Genomic DNA, 12,883 nt, shown 5'->3' on the forward strand with positions numbered 1-12,883 from the left:
GCCAAGCGGCGGATAACGCCGTAGGCGTTATGCGCCCTACGCCTGCGGCAGCAGCCGGCAGCCCTCGCGCGGGCCGAGCCAGGCGGCGGTCTGGGTGCTGCCCAGGCCGCGGGCGGTCACGCGCTTGTGCTCGGCGTCGTCGAGGAAGGCGCTGGTGGGCACGTACTGCTTGGTGTAGCCCTGGCAGTATTCGGCGCTGTTGCCCATGACGTAGCGGCAGGAGCAGTACTCCTTGGCCGTGTAGGCGCCGATGATCGGCGGGAAGGACTCCAGGTGCACGCGGTTGGCCCAGGCCCAGCCGGCCAGGGCGACCAGCGCCAGGAGCAGCAGGCTGAGCAGCGGATGGCGGCGGATCATGGCTTGGCCTCCGGCTGGGCGAAGGCCGCGAGGGCCCGCTTGAGGAAGTCGTCGTGGCGGTAGCTGCCGTCGCGGTCGTCGGCGTAGCGCACGATCACCAGCTTCTGGTCGGGCAGTACGTAGAGCGCCTGGCCCCAGTGGCCGAGGGCGGCGAAGGTGGTTTCCGGGGCGTTCGGCCAGGGCAGGCCGGCGCCGGCCGGGGCGCGGTTGAGCCACCACTGGCCGCCGGGCACGCCGTCGCTGGCGTCTTCCGCAGTCGGGCGGTAGTTGGCGAACGGCGTGAGGGCGAACTGCATCCAGGCCTGCGGAAGCAGTTGGCGTTCCTTCCAGCGCCCGCCGCGCTGCATCAGCAGGCCGATGCGCGCCAGGTCGCGGGCGGTCATGTAGGCGTAGGAGGAGCCGACGAAAGTACCGCTGGCGTCGCGCTCCCACACCGCCGAGCGGATGCCCAGGGGCTCGAACAGCGCTGTCCAGGGGTAGTCGGCGTAGGCATCGCCGACCATCTGCTTGAGGCTGGCGGCGAGCACGTTGCTGTCGCCGCTGGAGTAGCGGAAGCGCTGCCCCGGTTCGGCGTCGGCGGGGAAGCCGGCGACGAAGCCGGCCATGTCGTCGCGGCCGCGGGTGTAGAGCATGGCCACCACCGAGGACTTCAGCGGGGCGTATTCGTAGTCTTCTTCCCAGGCCAGGCCCGAGGCCCAGTTGAGCAGGTGGCGCATCTTCACCTGCGGGTGTGCGGCGAAGGGCGCGAAGTGCTGCGCCACCGCGTCGTCCAGCTGGAAGCGGCCCTCGCCGTAGGCCACGCCGAGCACGCAGGCCATGATGCTCTTGCTCATCGACCAGGTCAGGTGCGGGGTCTGCGCCCGGGTCGGCCCGGCATAGCGCTCGTAGACCAGCTGACCGTCGCGGATCACCACCACGGCGTCGCTGCGCACGCCCTGGCGGGTGGCGTCGTCGCGCGCCGGGAAGGCATAGGCCTCGAAGGCCTGCAACGCAGGGCCACTGGGCGCGGGGCCGGGCTGCCAGTCGGCGTCCGGCCAGGTTTCCGCATGGGCCGGCGCCAGCAGGCACAGGCCGGCGACCAGGGTGAGGCCACGCAGCAGCGGGCGCAGGGAGGGCATGGGCATCGGCGGGCCTCTTGTTGTCAGCTCCGGCGGAACCCTAGCACGCTGCCATGACGGCTTTAAGCGCCGATCACGCCGTAATGGCGGACGAATTCAGCGCGGCACCTGGTAGTCGGCCGGGCCGAGCAGGTCCATGCCGCATTCCAGGCCGCTGATCCAGTCCAGGAAGGCGTCGATCATCGGCCGCCCGACGAAGGGCCGGCCGTGCTGCGGCACCATCATCTGCACGTCGAGGGTGCGCACCATGTCCGCCCACAGCCGGCACACCTTGTTGCTGGCCATGTAGCGACGGTGGAAGCCGAGCATGTGCGGCAGGTGCTCGATGAAGTCCTGCACCGGGCTGGCGTCGTCCACCAGGGAGGCGCCCATGTCGCCGGAGAAGAGGATGCGGCTGACCGGGTCGTAGATCTGGAAGTTGCCCACCGAGTGCAGGAAGTGCGCCGGCAGCACCTTCAGCTGGCAGCGCCCGAGGTTCAGCGACTGGCCGCGGTCGGGCACGGCGATGACGCGGTCGTAGGTGGAGATGCCGTGGCTGACCGCCAGGTAGCTGGCCGTCAGGTGCGGCAGGAAGCGCGCCCAGAGCTTGGAGCAGATGACCTTGGCGCGGGTGTGCAGCAGCCACTTGTCCAGCGCGGCGATGATGTCCGGGTCCTGGTGCGAGGCGAAGATGTAGTCCAACTCCTGCAACGGCATCAGCTTCGACAGCTCCAGCGACAGCGGCGTGTAGGTCAGGTCGCCGCCCGGGTCGAGCAGCAGGTACTGGCCGTGGTCGACGATGAGGAACTGGTTGGACTGCACCCCGTCGCCACTGACGAGGTCGTCGAAGCACAGGCATTGGTGGGTGCCGTTGTCGAACAGCACTATGGGTTCGCGACGCATGGAGCTTCCTGCGGGTCATGCCGGTGGGGCGGCGGAATGTCGCGCAGGGTACCCAGGCGCGGGCGCCGGCCTCACTGACCTGGGTCAAGCCCCAGTGCCGCCCAGGCCTTGTCCAGGCGCCTGGCGCGAGCGCTGCCGCCCAGGGCGAGCACGGCGCGGTCGCGCTTCCACAGCTGCGCCCAATGCTCCGGGCCCTGGGCGATGGCGGCGTCCAGCGCCGGGGTCAGGGCGTCGAACTGGGCGAACAGGCCGCCCAGCAGCAGGTGCGTCGCCGTGTCGCCCACCGGGTGCCGCGCCACTTCGGCGCAGCCGGCCAGCAGCCCGGCCAGGCGCAGGGGCAATTCCCGCGGCCAGCGGCTGGCCAGGCCCACGCCGTACAGCCAGGCCAGCAGCGCGGCCATCACGTGCAGGTCTTCCAGGCCGCGGAACGGCTTGCTGTAGGCGTCCCAGCCGTCGCCCGGCAGGCGCTCGCAGTGGGCGCCCTCGAGGATCAGCCGGGCGTGGGGGATGTCGGGGATCAGCGGCATGGCCGGCATCGGCTCCAGGCGCGCGCCGGGGGCGCCGGCCAGCACCACGGTCATGGCCAGGCGCGGGGCCTCGCCGTCCGGCTCGTCGCGCGCCGCCACAAGGTACCAGGCGGCGCTGTCGGCGGCGGTGGCGAAGTCCTTGCGGCCGTGCAGGGTCAGGCCGTCCAGGCGGGTGGCCAGGTCCGCCGGGCGCAGGCTCTTGCCCTCGCTGACGCAGAGCGCGCCCAGCCCGGCCGGGGCCGCCGGCCACAGGGCGCGCAGGGCCGCCTGGTAGCCGCCGAGGAAGGCCAGGCCGGGAGTGGCCGCCAGACGCCCGGCGAGCACCGCCAGCTCCAGCGGCCCGGCGCCAGCGGCGCAGGCCAGCAGTTCGGCGTACCAGTCCTCCAGGGCCAGGCCGGCGGGCAGTGGCTCCAGGGGGCCGAGCAGGCGGTTCCAGGGCATGGGGCGATCCTCATCCGGGGGGTGGTGTTGTCATACAAGCATCACGCCAGGGTCACAAGCGTGACACCGCCGCTTCCTAGCCTGAGCTTGCACAACAAAGGCGACCGGCCGCAACCCGCCTGGCCGGCCCATGGAGGCCTCCGCATGAGTCAGACCGCCCACGCCTGCGACACCCCGCGCGAAGAACGCCGCCTGAAAGCCGTGCGCCTGCGCGGCGCCCGCGCCCTGCGCGAAGCCCAGGCCCTGCGCTTCCGCGTCTTCAGCAGCGAGTTCGATGCACGCCTCAAAGGCGCCGAACTCGGCCTGGACCTGGACGACTACGACAGCCACTGCCTGCACATCGGCGTGCGCGACCTGGCCAGCGGCGCCCTGGTGGCTACCACCCGCCTGCTCGACCACCGCGCCGCCGAACGCCTGGGGCGCTTCTACAGCGAGGAGGAATTCCACCTCGACGGCCTGGCCGAGCTGCAGGGCCCGGTGCTGGAGATCGGCCGCACCTGCGTCGACCCGGCCTACCGCAACGGCGCCACCATCGCCGTGCTCTGGGGCGAGCTGGCCGAAGTGCTCAACGAGGGCGGCTACCGCTACCTGATGGGCTGCGCCAGCATCCCCATGCGCGACGGCGGCATCCAGGCCCTGGCGGTGATGCAGCGCCTGCGCGAGCGCTACCTGTGCCGCGAGAACCTGCGCGCCGAGCCGAAGACGCCGCTGCCGGCGCAGGAACTGCCGGACAACCTCACCGCCGAGCTGCCGCCGCTGCTCAAGGCCTACATGCGCCTGGGCGCGAAAATCTGCGGCGAGCCCTGCTGGGACCCGGACTTCCAGGTCGCCGACGTGTTCATCCTGCTCAAGCGCGACGAGCTGTGCCCGCGCTACGCCCGCCACTTCAAGGCGGCCGTGTGATGCGCGGCGCCTGGCGCATCGCCCGCCTGCTGGCGGTGATCGGCCTGGGCCTGGCGCTGGCCGCCGGGGTGGCGCTGCTCGAACGCCTGCCCGGCTACGACTGGACCGCCCTGCGCCAGAGCCTGACGCGCTGGTGGCTGGCGCGCCTGAGCCGCGCCCTGCCGCTGCGGGTGAAGGTCTACGGCGAGCTGCCCCGGCAACCGGCGCTGTGGGTCAGCAACCACGTGTCCTGGCTCGACATCCCGCTGCTCGGCGCCCTGGCGCCGCTGACCTTCCTGTCCAAGGCCGAGGTGCGCCAGTGGCCGCTGGCCGGCTGGCTGGCGGAAAAGGCCGGCACCCTGTTCATCCGCCGCGGCTCGGGCGACGGCAGCCGCCTCGGCGAGCAGATCGCCGGGGCCCTGCAGCTGGGCCGCTCGACGCTGATCTTCCCGGAAGGCACCACCACCGACGGCCGCGGCCTGCGCAACTTCCACGGTCGCCTGCTGGCCGGCGCCATCCACGCCGGGGTGCCGCTGCAGCCGGTGGCCCTGCGCTACCTGCGCGACGGCGAGCCGGACCCCCTGGCGCCCTTCATCGGCGACGACGAGTTGGTCAGCCACCTGCTGCGGCTGCTGCGCAACGACCGCGGCTGCGTGGAAATCCACCTGCTCGCGCCGCTGCCCAGCCAGGGCCGCGACCGCGCCCAGCTGGCGCAGCAGGCCCATGCCGCCATCGGCACGGTGATCTACGGGGAAGTCGCTCGGGACCAGGCGCTGGCCGCCTGAAAGAGAAAGTCGAACCTGCCGGGCGCCACGGCTGGCAGGTTCCGCCCCGGACGGCGGCGCAGGCTTGAGCGCCAACCGGAAAGCACGGCGCCCGCCAATGGCGGGCGCCGTCGTTCCAGCGGCGCGCAGGGCCTGCGCCGCGCCGTCCTACACGCCGGTTTCCGGCGGCACGACCAGGATGTCGCAATCCAGTTCGCGCAGGGCGTAGTCGGCCACACTGCCGATCAGGGCACGCTTGATCCCGCCCATGCCCCGGGTACCCATCACCAGCAGGTCCGGCCGGTGCTTCTCGGACATGCGCTCCAGCACGTTGCCCGGCAGGCCGACGGCGACCAGCTGCTCGTCGATCCAGGGTTCCAGCTGCTGGTCCCGGAGGAACGCCTTGAACTCGTCCACCGCCTGGCGCGTCTCGGTGCCGACGAACTCGTCGATGCGCTCCTCGCTGACCCCGGAGTACTGCATCATGCCCTTGGCCAGCGGGCTGAAGGCATAGATGGCGCGGCGCACCGCGCCCTGCAGCAGGCCCAGGCGCTCGGCGACGCGCACCGCATTGGCCGAGGCCGGCGAGGTGTCCAGCGCCAATAGCAGGTCACGGTATTCACCGACCGCCGGCTGGTTGACCATCAGCACCGGCAGCTTGCCGGCGCGCACCACGCGTTCCACCGTGGTGCCGACGAAGATGTCGCGCAGCACGCTCTTGCGGTGCGAGCCCATCACCAGCAGGTCGACATCCTCCTCCAGCGCGCAGCTGACGATCTTCTGGTTCGGGTCGCCGACCTCGACGCGGATGCGCGGGCAACTGCCGCCCAGGGCGGTGAGTTCGACCAGGCGCGCCTCCAGCAGCAGCCGGACCTGCGTCGCCTCCTGCTCGACCAGCGCCGCCGGCTGGTCCTCATCCACCACGCAGAGCACCGTCCACGGGCAGCCGAAGCGCTTGGCCAGGGCGCCGGCGCGTTGCAGGGCCTTCTCCGAGCGCGAAGACAAATCCGTGGCGATCATCAATGATTTGAGCATGCTGCACCTCCCTCTCCGTCGTGGGTTCTATTGCATCCTTTCATGGCTTTCCTACGTTTGATGCATATCAAGCCGGGGGGCGATCCCCAGGCAAATTGTCGCGCCGCCCAGCCAGCGCCAGCAGTTGCGGGTAGAACGCGCGGAAGTCGTCGCTCAGCGGCTGGTAGCGCTCGGCCAGTTCCTCCCAGGCGCCGTCCAGCAGGCCCGGGCGCGACAGCCGGCGGGCCATGCCGGCGAGCACGTCCTGCAGCACCGTGAACTCGCGGTAGCTGCCCAGCCAGTCCTGCGCCGCCATGCGCGGGGCGATGCGCGCCAGGCGCTCGGGCAACTGCGGGGTGGTGTTCAGTACACCATAGACGCGGCGGGTGAATTCGCTGAGCGGCTCGTTGCTGAATGTGTCCCAGTCCCGCGCCAGGCAATGGTCGAAGAACACGTCCAGCAGCACGCCCGCCAGGCGCCGCCGCTCGGCGGGAAAACGCAGCTTCGCCGCATGCACCAGCGGATGGCTGTCGGTGAAGGCATCGATGCGCCGGTGCAGGCGGATGGCCGCCTCGATGTCCGCCGGCCAGCGCCCAGCCAGCGGCCCCTTGACGAAATCGCCGTAGAGGCTGCCGAGCAACTGCGCCGGCTGCGAACCGCCGAGGTGGAGATGGGCGAGGTAGTTCATGGCCCAAGCTTAGCGCGAAACCCGCGCCGCCGGGATGCCGGGCAAGGCCCGCGGATTTGCCCGCAAGGCCCGTCTCTGCTAGTGTCGCCGGGTTCCGAATACCCCGCCGAGATGTCCCATGGCCCGCAAGAAAGCCGTCGATTTCGAACAGTCCCTCGCCGAACTGCAAACCCTGGTGGAACGCCTGGAAAGTGGCGAGTTGTCCCTGGAGGACTCGCTCGGCGCCTTCGAGCAGGGCATCCGCCTGACCCGCGAATGCCAGGCGGCGCTGAGCCAGGCCGAGCAGAAGGTGCAGGTGCTGCTGGAGCGCGATGGCGAGCTGAGCGAGGCGCCGTTCGACAGCGAAGGCGAAGACGCATGATCGCCGCCTACCAGGCGCGCTGCCAGGCGCGTGTAGACGCCGCCCTGGAAACCCTGTTCACCCCGCCCCGCGAAGACCTCCAGCGCCTCTACCGGGCCATGCGCTACAGCGTGGTCAACGGTGGCAAGCGCGTGCGCCCGTTGCTGGCCTACGCCGCCTGCGAGGCCTTGGGCGGCGACCCCGCCCGGGCCGACGGCGCGGCCTGCGCGGTGGAACTGATCCACGCCTACTCGCTGGTCCACGACGACCTGCCAGCAATGGACGACGACGACCTGCGCCGCGGCCAGCCGACCACCCACATCGCCTTCGACGAGGCCTGCGCCATCCTCGCCGGCGACGGACTGCAGGCGCTGGCCTTCGAAGTGCTGGCCGAGGCCCGGTTGAACCCGCAGGACGCCGAAACGCGCCTGGCCATGGTCGCCGCCCTAGCCCGCGCCGCCGGCTCCGCCGGCATGGTCGGCGGCCAGGCCATCGACCTCGAGGCGGTGGGCCGCAAGATCGACCAGGCGGCCCTGGAAACCATGCACCGGCACAAGACCGGCGCGCTGATCGAAGCCAGCGTGCGCCTGGGCGCCCTGGCCAGCGGCCAGGCCGACGCCGAACGCCTGGAGGCCCTGGCCCGCTACGCCGGGGCCATCGGCCTGGCGTTTCAGGTGCAGGACGACATCCTCGACGTGGAAAGCGACACGGCTACCCTGGGCAAGACCCAGGGCAAGGACCAGGCCCACGACAAACCCACCTATCCCGCCCTGCTCGGCCTGGAAGCCGCCAAGACCTACGCCCTGGCCCTGCGCGACCAGGCCCTGGCGGCCCTGGAGGGCTTTGGCGAAGGTGCTGAGCCGCTGCGGGAGCTGGCTCGCTATATCGTCGATCGGCGTAGCTGAGGGGTCGGCGGTACGGGTCAGGCAGCGAGGTATCGGCGAAGTCCGCAACCCTCACCCCAGCCCTCTCCCAGAGGGAGAGGGGGCCGTTCGGCGTGGGTGGATAACACAGCGTTAGCCGGCTGGTTCCGCGGTTATACGCCGTAGGCCAATTGCACCGGGATGCCCGGTGTGGCCGGTGAATCCAATCGCGGACGAAGTCCGCTCCTACGGTTCCAGGAAGCACGGCTTTTCGTAGGATGGCGTTGAGCGAAGCGATACCCATCACCGCAACCGCATGGGTTTCGCAAGCTCAACCCATCCTACGAAGAGCACCTCGGCGCAAGACAGTTGCTCCTACACCCGTGCTTCCTGGAACCGTAGGAGCGGACTCCGTCCGCGATTCGGCGCATAGCGCCGTACAGATTTCCAGAGAAACATCCGCGCGCACCGGAACGCCCCTTGGAAGGCCAAGCGCTCTGGCCCAAGGCCCACAGGCAAAACCAGCCCCGCCCCACAGGAACAACCGCAAGAAACCCACCCCCTCCCCCAACCAAACAGCACCCCCACCTTGCTTGGGCCTGTCAGAAGCATCAGGTAAACTGCCGCATCTTTGCCTCTCATAACGATCAGCCTGATGCCCACGACGTTCCACGAGATCCCCCGCGAGCGCCCCGCCACCCCCCTGCTCGACCGCGCCAATACGCCGGTCGAGCTGCGCCGGCTGGGCGAGGCGGAGCTCGTCAGCCTCGCCGACGAACTGCGCCAGTACCTGCTCTACAGCGTCGGCCAGACCGGCGGCCACTTCGGCGCCGGCCTGGGGGTGATCGAGCTGACCATCGCCCTGCACTACGTCTTCGACACCCCGGACGACCGCCTGGTGTGGGACGTCGGCCACCAGGCCTACCCGCACAAGATCCTCACCGGCCGCCGCGAGCGTATGGGCACCCTGCGCCAGAAGGACGGCCTGGCCGCCTTCCCGCGGCGCTCGGAGAGCGAGTACGACACCTTCGGCGTCGGCCACTCCAGCACCTCCATCAGCGCCGCGCTGGGCATGGCCATCGCCGCGCGCATGCAGGGCTCCGGGCGCAAGTCGGTGGCAGTGATCGGCGACGGCGCGCTGACCGCCGGCATGGCCTTCGAGGCGCTGAACCACGCCTCCGACGTGCAGGCCGACATGCTGGTGATCCTCAACGACAACGACATGTCGATCTCGCACAACGTCGGCGGCCTGTCCAACTACCTGGCCAAGATCCTCTCCAGCCGCACCTACAGCAGCATGCGCGAGGGCAGCAAGAAGGTGCTCTCGCGCCTGCCCGGGGCCTGGGAGATCGCCCGCCGCACCGAGGAATACGCCAAGGGCATGCTGGTCCCCGGCACCCTATTCGAGGAGCTGGGCTGGAACTACATCGGCCCGATCGACGGCCACGACCTGCCCACGCTGATCGCCACCCTGCGCAACATGCGCGACCTCAAGGGCCCGCAGTTCCTCCACGTGGTGACCAAGAAGGGCAAGGGCTTCGCCCCGGCCGAGGCCGACCCCATCGGCTACCACGCCATCACCAAGCTGGAACCGGCCGGCGCTGCGCCGAAGAAGGCCGGCGGGCCGAAGTACTCCAACGTCTTCGGCCAGTGGCTGTGCGACATGGCGTCGCAGGACCCGCGCCTGGTCGGCATCACCCCGGCGATGAAGGAAGGCTCTGACCTGGTGGCCTTCGCCGAGCGCTTCCCGGAGCGCTACTTCGACGTCGCCATCGCCGAGCAGCACGCCGTGACCCTCGCCGCCGGCATGGCCTGCGACGGCATCAAGCCGGTGGTGGCGATCTACTCCACCTTCCTGCAGCGCGGCTACGACCAACTGATCCACGACGTCGCGGTGCAGAACCTCGACGTGCTCTTCGCCATCGACCGCGCCGGCCTGGTCGGCGAGGACGGCCCGACCCACGCCGGCAGCTTCGACCTTTCCTACCTGCGCTGCATCCCCGGCATGCTGGTGATGACCCCCAGCGACGAGGACGAACTGCGCAAGCTGCTGACCACCGGCTACCTGTTCCAGGGCCCGGCGGCGGTGCGTTACCCGCGCGGCAGCGGGCCGAACACCCCGATCGACCCGGCGCTGGAACCGGTGGAGATCGGCAAGGCCGTGCTGCGCCGCCAGGGCAAGGCCGGCAAGGTCGCCATCCTGGCCTTCGGCGTGCAGCTGGCCGAGGCCCTGCAGGTGGCCGAGCGCTTCGACGCGACCGTCGCCGACATGCGCTTCGTCAAGCCGCTGGACGAGGCCCTGGTGCGTGAGCTGGCCGACAGCCACGAACTGCTGGTGACAATCGAAGAAAACGCCGTGATGGGCGGCGCCGGCGCCGCGGTCGGCGAGTTCCTCGCCCGCGAGAACCGCCAGCAGCCGCTGCTGCACCTGGGCCTGCCGGACTACTACGTGGAGCACGCCAAGCCGGCGCAGATGCTCGCCGAATGCGGCCTGGACGCCGCCGGCATCGAGCGCGCCATCGCCGAGCGCCTGGCGCTGCTGGCCAACCCCGCGCCCGAGGCCTGAGCCCCGGCGCGCGGCGTCAGCCCAGCAGCGCCAGCGTGTCCAGGGCGATCATGCGCTCCTCGGCGGTGGGCACCACCAGCACCCGCGGCGAGCCGGGCCGGTGGATTTCCCGGCAGCGGCCGCCCACGCAGGCCGCGTTGGCCGCCTCGTCGACGGCGAAGCCGAGGAACCCCAGGTGGGCCAGGGTCCTGGCGCGCACCAGCACCGAGTTCTCGCCGATCCCGCCGGTGAACACCAGGCCATCGATGCGCGGCATGGCGCAGCCCATCGCCGCCAGGGACTTGGCCAGGCGGTAGCAGAACACCTCGATGGCCAGGGCCGCGCCCGCGTGGCCCCGGGCGCGCGCCTGCTCCAGGGTGCGCATGTCGTTGGACAAGCCCGACAGGCCGAGCAGGCCGCTGTCTTCGTTGAGCATCCTGTCGACTTCCTCGATGGTCCAGCCCAGGCTGCGGATCAGGTGGCCGTGCAGGTTGGGGTCGACGTCGCCGCTGCGCGTGCCCATCACCAGGCCCTCCAGCGGCGTCATGCCCATGCTGGTGTCGCGGCTGCGGCCGTTGACGATGGCGCAGGTGGAGCTGCCGTTGCCCAGGTGCGCCGACAGCCAGCAGCTGTCCTCCGGCGGCAGGCCGCACAAGGAAGCGGCGCACTGGCTGACGTAGCGGTGGCTGGTGCCGTGGAAGCCGTAGCGGCGCACGCCGAAATGCCGGTACAGCCTTTCCGGCAGGGCATAGCGGTAGGCGTGCTCGGGCAGGCTCTGGTGGAAGGCGGTGTCGAACACCGCCACCTGCGGCAGTTGCGGGTACAGCGCCAGGGCCGCCTCGATGCCGGCCAGGGCGCCGGGGTTGTGCAGCGGCGCCAGGGCGACGGTGTCGCGGATGTTCTGCATGACCTGCGGGTCGATGCGGCAGGCCTGGCTGAAGTGCTCGCCGCCATGCACCACGCGGTGGCCGATGCCTTGCAGGCGCCCTTCGGCGGCTACCTGCACCAGCTGCAGCAGGCGCGCCAGGGCCTGGCGGTGGTCGGCGTTCGGCAGGACGAGGTCGACGCGGCCGCCGGCGTCGACGATGCGCAGGCTGGCCTGGGGCGTGCCCAGGCATTCGACGATGCCGCTGGCGCGGAACTCGGGGGAGCTTTCGTCGACCAGGGCGAACTTGATCGACGAACTGCCGCAGTTGATGACGAGGATGCTTCGGTCGGACATGGAAGGTTTTCCTGCAGGACAAGGGAGAGCCCGGCGCGCCGCGCCGCCCCGGACCGCGAAGGGCCGGGCACGGGCGCGCCGGGGAGAAGAGGTGCGGCCTACCAGGCCGCGCTCAGGCGTTCGCGGTTGGCCAGGGTGGCCGAGGGCCGTTCACCGAAGAGCTGCTGGTAGTCGCGCCCGAACTGCCCCATGTGCCAGAAGCCCCAGGCCATGGCGGCGTCCTGCACGGTCGCGTAGGGCGAGTGGGGGCTGCCCAGTTCGCGGTGCACGGCGTTCAGGCGCACGGCCTTGAGGTAGTGGATGGGGCTGCGCCCGAGCACGTCCAGGAAGCAGTTGCGCAGCGTGCGCTGGCTGACGTGCAGGAGCCGGCAGAGCTCCAGAGCGCTCACCGGCCGGCAGGGGTTGTCCAACACGTATTCGCGCGCCCTGGCGACCACCCAGTGCTTGCGCAGCAGGGTGCGGGAGCAGGCGTCGCGGGCGGGTTCCGCGCCCTGCAGCAGGTCCAGCAGGCAGAGCAGCAGGTCGTGGTTCAGCTGCCGCGCCACCGCGGGCTCGCGCAGGCTCAGCGGCTCGACCTGGGCCAGCGCCAGCGCGGCGCGCATGAAGTCGCACAGGCGCCGCCGGGCGCCGGGCTCGACCTGCAGCAGGCGCGACTCCTCCAGCAGCAGGCCGAGGTGGCGCAGCTCCTCCAGTTCCAGGTGCTCCAGCAGCGCCTCGCGCTCCACCACCAGGCCGAGGATGTTGTAGTCGTCCGGGGTGCTCAGCTCGAACTCGCGGCCGCCCGGGCGCACGGCGATGGCCTGGGCGTCGATGCAGTCGCGGCCGATGTAGCCGACGTCCTTGTCGCCGTAGGGGATGCCGAACCAGAAGGCGCCGGGCCAGACCATGCAGGACTGGTGCAGCGCGTGGCTGGTGTATTCGCGGAAGAACTGCAGGCCGTCGAGCCAGACCTCGGTCAGCTCGCCGCGGAAGGACCCGGGATCGAGCTGGTCGTAGAGCTGCTGCCAGGCGGTGATGTTGCAGGCGTGGGCGTAGACGTCGCGGGTCTGCCGCCGGCGCACGCCGTCGCAGTGGCCCAGGGGTTCGTCCAGCCTGCCCGGCGTGCCGTCGCACGCCCAGAGGTGATGCAGATCGATTGCGCTTTTCTTGTCCGACATGACGCCTTGCCCGATAGCTTCAGGGACCCGCGCGAGCGGGTCGGGTTTCGTCATGCAAGGCACGGCCAGGTGGGTGGCTCTAC

At 70.8% G+C, this 12,883-nt stretch carries 13 protein-coding genes; 5 read left to right on the forward strand and 8 right to left on the reverse strand.

Annotated features, from left to right (window positions below):
• Window positions 1-36: 36 nt before the first annotated feature.
• From ACTWJ5_RS27020 to ACTWJ5_RS27035, 4 genes are all read right to left on the reverse strand, one after another.
• Window positions 37-357 carry an amidase gene (locus ACTWJ5_RS27020; RefSeq protein ID WP_444436899.1) on the reverse strand — a complete coding sequence of 107 codons (321 nt, stop codon included), beginning with the start codon at window positions 355-357 and terminating at the stop codon, window positions 37-39.
• Entirely contained in the window at window positions 354-1,481 is a 1,128-nt protein-coding gene (locus ACTWJ5_RS27025; protein ID WP_444436900.1) for a serine hydrolase domain-containing protein, read from the reverse strand. Before ACTWJ5_RS27025 ends, ACTWJ5_RS27020 begins: the two co-directional genes overlap by 4 nt.
• A gap of 90 nt (window positions 1,482-1,571) precedes the next feature.
• On the reverse strand, window positions 1,572-2,357 hold the full coding sequence (locus ACTWJ5_RS27030; RefSeq protein ID WP_301500240.1) for an MBL fold metallo-hydrolase: 786 nt from the start codon (window positions 2,355-2,357) through the stop codon (window positions 1,572-1,574).
• A 71-nt stretch (window positions 2,358-2,428) separates the two neighbouring features.
• Complete coding sequence (locus tag ACTWJ5_RS27035; protein ID WP_261747691.1) at window positions 2,429-3,325, reverse strand: acyl-CoA dehydrogenase; 897 nt, start codon at window positions 3,323-3,325, stop codon at window positions 2,429-2,431.
• 144 nt (window positions 3,326-3,469) lie between these two features.
• Here ACTWJ5_RS27035 and olsB point away from each other — a divergent pair, with 144 nt between their 5' ends.
• Window positions 3,470-4,228: an L-ornithine N(alpha)-acyltransferase gene (gene olsB, locus ACTWJ5_RS27040; RefSeq protein ID WP_043273335.1), complete on the forward strand. Its 759-nt coding sequence runs from the start codon at window positions 3,470-3,472 to the stop codon at window positions 4,226-4,228.
• The gene (locus tag ACTWJ5_RS27045) at window positions 4,228-4,992 is read left to right on the forward strand and encodes a lysophospholipid acyltransferase family protein (RefSeq protein WP_444436901.1); all 765 of its coding nucleotides are present in this window, start codon (window positions 4,228-4,230) and stop codon (window positions 4,990-4,992) included. Before olsB ends, ACTWJ5_RS27045 begins: the two co-directional genes overlap by 1 nt.
• Window positions 4,993-5,139: 147 nt before the next feature.
• Here the strand turns inward: ACTWJ5_RS27045 and ACTWJ5_RS27050 are convergent, their stop codons facing one another.
• Window positions 5,140-6,006 (reverse strand): universal stress protein, encoded by an 867-nt coding sequence (locus ACTWJ5_RS27050; protein ID WP_074982190.1) that lies wholly within the window; start codon window positions 6,004-6,006, stop codon window positions 5,140-5,142.
• A 67-nt stretch (window positions 6,007-6,073) separates the two neighbouring features.
• The gene (locus tag ACTWJ5_RS27055; protein ID WP_043316628.1) at window positions 6,074-6,673 is read right to left on the reverse strand and encodes an acyl carrier protein phosphodiesterase; all 600 of its coding nucleotides are present in this window, start codon (window positions 6,671-6,673) and stop codon (window positions 6,074-6,076) included.
• Between the two features lie 118 nt (window positions 6,674-6,791).
• Between ACTWJ5_RS27055 and ACTWJ5_RS27060 the strand changes: the two genes are divergently transcribed.
• The 3 genes from ACTWJ5_RS27060 (at window position 6,792) to dxs (ending at window position 10,442) form a co-directional block, all read left to right on the forward strand.
• On the forward strand, window positions 6,792-7,034 hold the full coding sequence (locus ACTWJ5_RS27060; RefSeq protein WP_009615726.1) for an exodeoxyribonuclease VII small subunit: 243 nt from the start codon (window positions 6,792-6,794) through the stop codon (window positions 7,032-7,034).
• On the forward strand, window positions 7,031-7,918 hold the full coding sequence (gene ispA, locus ACTWJ5_RS27065) for a (2E,6E)-farnesyl diphosphate synthase (RefSeq protein WP_444436903.1): 888 nt from the start codon (window positions 7,031-7,033) through the stop codon (window positions 7,916-7,918). Before ACTWJ5_RS27060 ends, ispA begins: the two co-directional genes overlap by 4 nt.
• Window positions 7,919-8,531: 613 nt before the next feature.
• Window positions 8,532-10,442 (forward strand): 1-deoxy-D-xylulose-5-phosphate synthase, encoded by a 1,911-nt coding sequence (gene dxs / locus ACTWJ5_RS27070; RefSeq protein WP_116426112.1) that lies wholly within the window; start codon window positions 8,532-8,534, stop codon window positions 10,440-10,442.
• Between the two features lie 16 nt (window positions 10,443-10,458).
• Here dxs and ACTWJ5_RS27075 read toward each other — a convergent pair whose 3' ends face one another.
• Window positions 10,459-11,643 (reverse strand): acetate/propionate family kinase, encoded by a 1,185-nt coding sequence (locus tag ACTWJ5_RS27075; RefSeq protein ID WP_444436904.1) that lies wholly within the window; start codon window positions 11,641-11,643, stop codon window positions 10,459-10,461.
• A gap of 98 nt (window positions 11,644-11,741) precedes the next feature.
• Complete coding sequence (gene eutR / locus ACTWJ5_RS27080; protein ID WP_256512831.1) at window positions 11,742-12,800, reverse strand: HTH-type transcriptional regulator EutR; 1,059 nt, start codon at window positions 12,798-12,800, stop codon at window positions 11,742-11,744.
• Between the last annotated feature and the right edge of the window lie 83 nt (window positions 12,801-12,883).

It is taken from the genome of Pseudomonas sp. A6 (genome assembly GCF_052367875.1).
In the GTDB taxonomy this organism is placed as follows: Bacteria; Pseudomonadota; Gammaproteobacteria; order Pseudomonadales; family Pseudomonadaceae; genus Pseudomonas; species Pseudomonas citronellolis.

What these genes read in the sequence shown, in the direction of transcription:
- ACTWJ5_RS27020 (WP_444436899.1), bottom strand. Translation starts at nt 357, where the DNA reads ATGATCCGCCGCCATCCGCTGCTCAGCCTGCTGCTCCTGGCGCTGGTC.
- ACTWJ5_RS27025 (WP_444436900.1), bottom strand. Translation starts at nt 1,481, where the DNA reads ATGCCCATGCCCTCCCTGCGCCCGCTGCTGCGTGGCCTCACCCTGGTC.
- ACTWJ5_RS27030 (WP_301500240.1), bottom strand. Translation starts at nt 2,357, where the DNA reads ATGCGTCGCGAACCCATAGTGCTGTTCGACAACGGCACCCACCAATGC.
- ACTWJ5_RS27035 (WP_261747691.1), bottom strand. Translation starts at nt 3,325, where the DNA reads ATGCCCTGGAACCGCCTGCTCGGCCCCCTGGAGCCACTGCCCGCCGGC.
- olsB (WP_043273335.1), top strand. Translation starts at nt 3,470, where the DNA reads ATGAGTCAGACCGCCCACGCCTGCGACACCCCGCGCGAAGAACGCCGC.
- ACTWJ5_RS27045 (WP_444436901.1), top strand. Translation starts at nt 4,228, where the DNA reads ATGCGCGGCGCCTGGCGCATCGCCCGCCTGCTGGCGGTGATCGGCCTG.
- ACTWJ5_RS27050 (WP_074982190.1), bottom strand. Translation starts at nt 6,006, where the DNA reads ATGCTCAAATCATTGATGATCGCCACGGATTTGTCTTCGCGCTCGGAG.
- ACTWJ5_RS27055 (WP_043316628.1), bottom strand. Translation starts at nt 6,673, where the DNA reads ATGAACTACCTCGCCCATCTCCACCTCGGCGGTTCGCAGCCGGCGCAG.
- ACTWJ5_RS27060 (WP_009615726.1), top strand. Translation starts at nt 6,792, where the DNA reads ATGGCCCGCAAGAAAGCCGTCGATTTCGAACAGTCCCTCGCCGAACTG.
- ispA (WP_444436903.1), top strand. Translation starts at nt 7,031, where the DNA reads ATGATCGCCGCCTACCAGGCGCGCTGCCAGGCGCGTGTAGACGCCGCC.
- dxs (WP_116426112.1), top strand. Translation starts at nt 8,532, where the DNA reads ATGCCCACGACGTTCCACGAGATCCCCCGCGAGCGCCCCGCCACCCCC.
- ACTWJ5_RS27075 (WP_444436904.1), bottom strand. Translation starts at nt 11,643, where the DNA reads ATGTCCGACCGAAGCATCCTCGTCATCAACTGCGGCAGTTCGTCGATC.
- eutR (WP_256512831.1), bottom strand. Translation starts at nt 12,800, where the DNA reads ATGTCGGACAAGAAAAGCGCAATCGATCTGCATCACCTCTGGGCGTGC.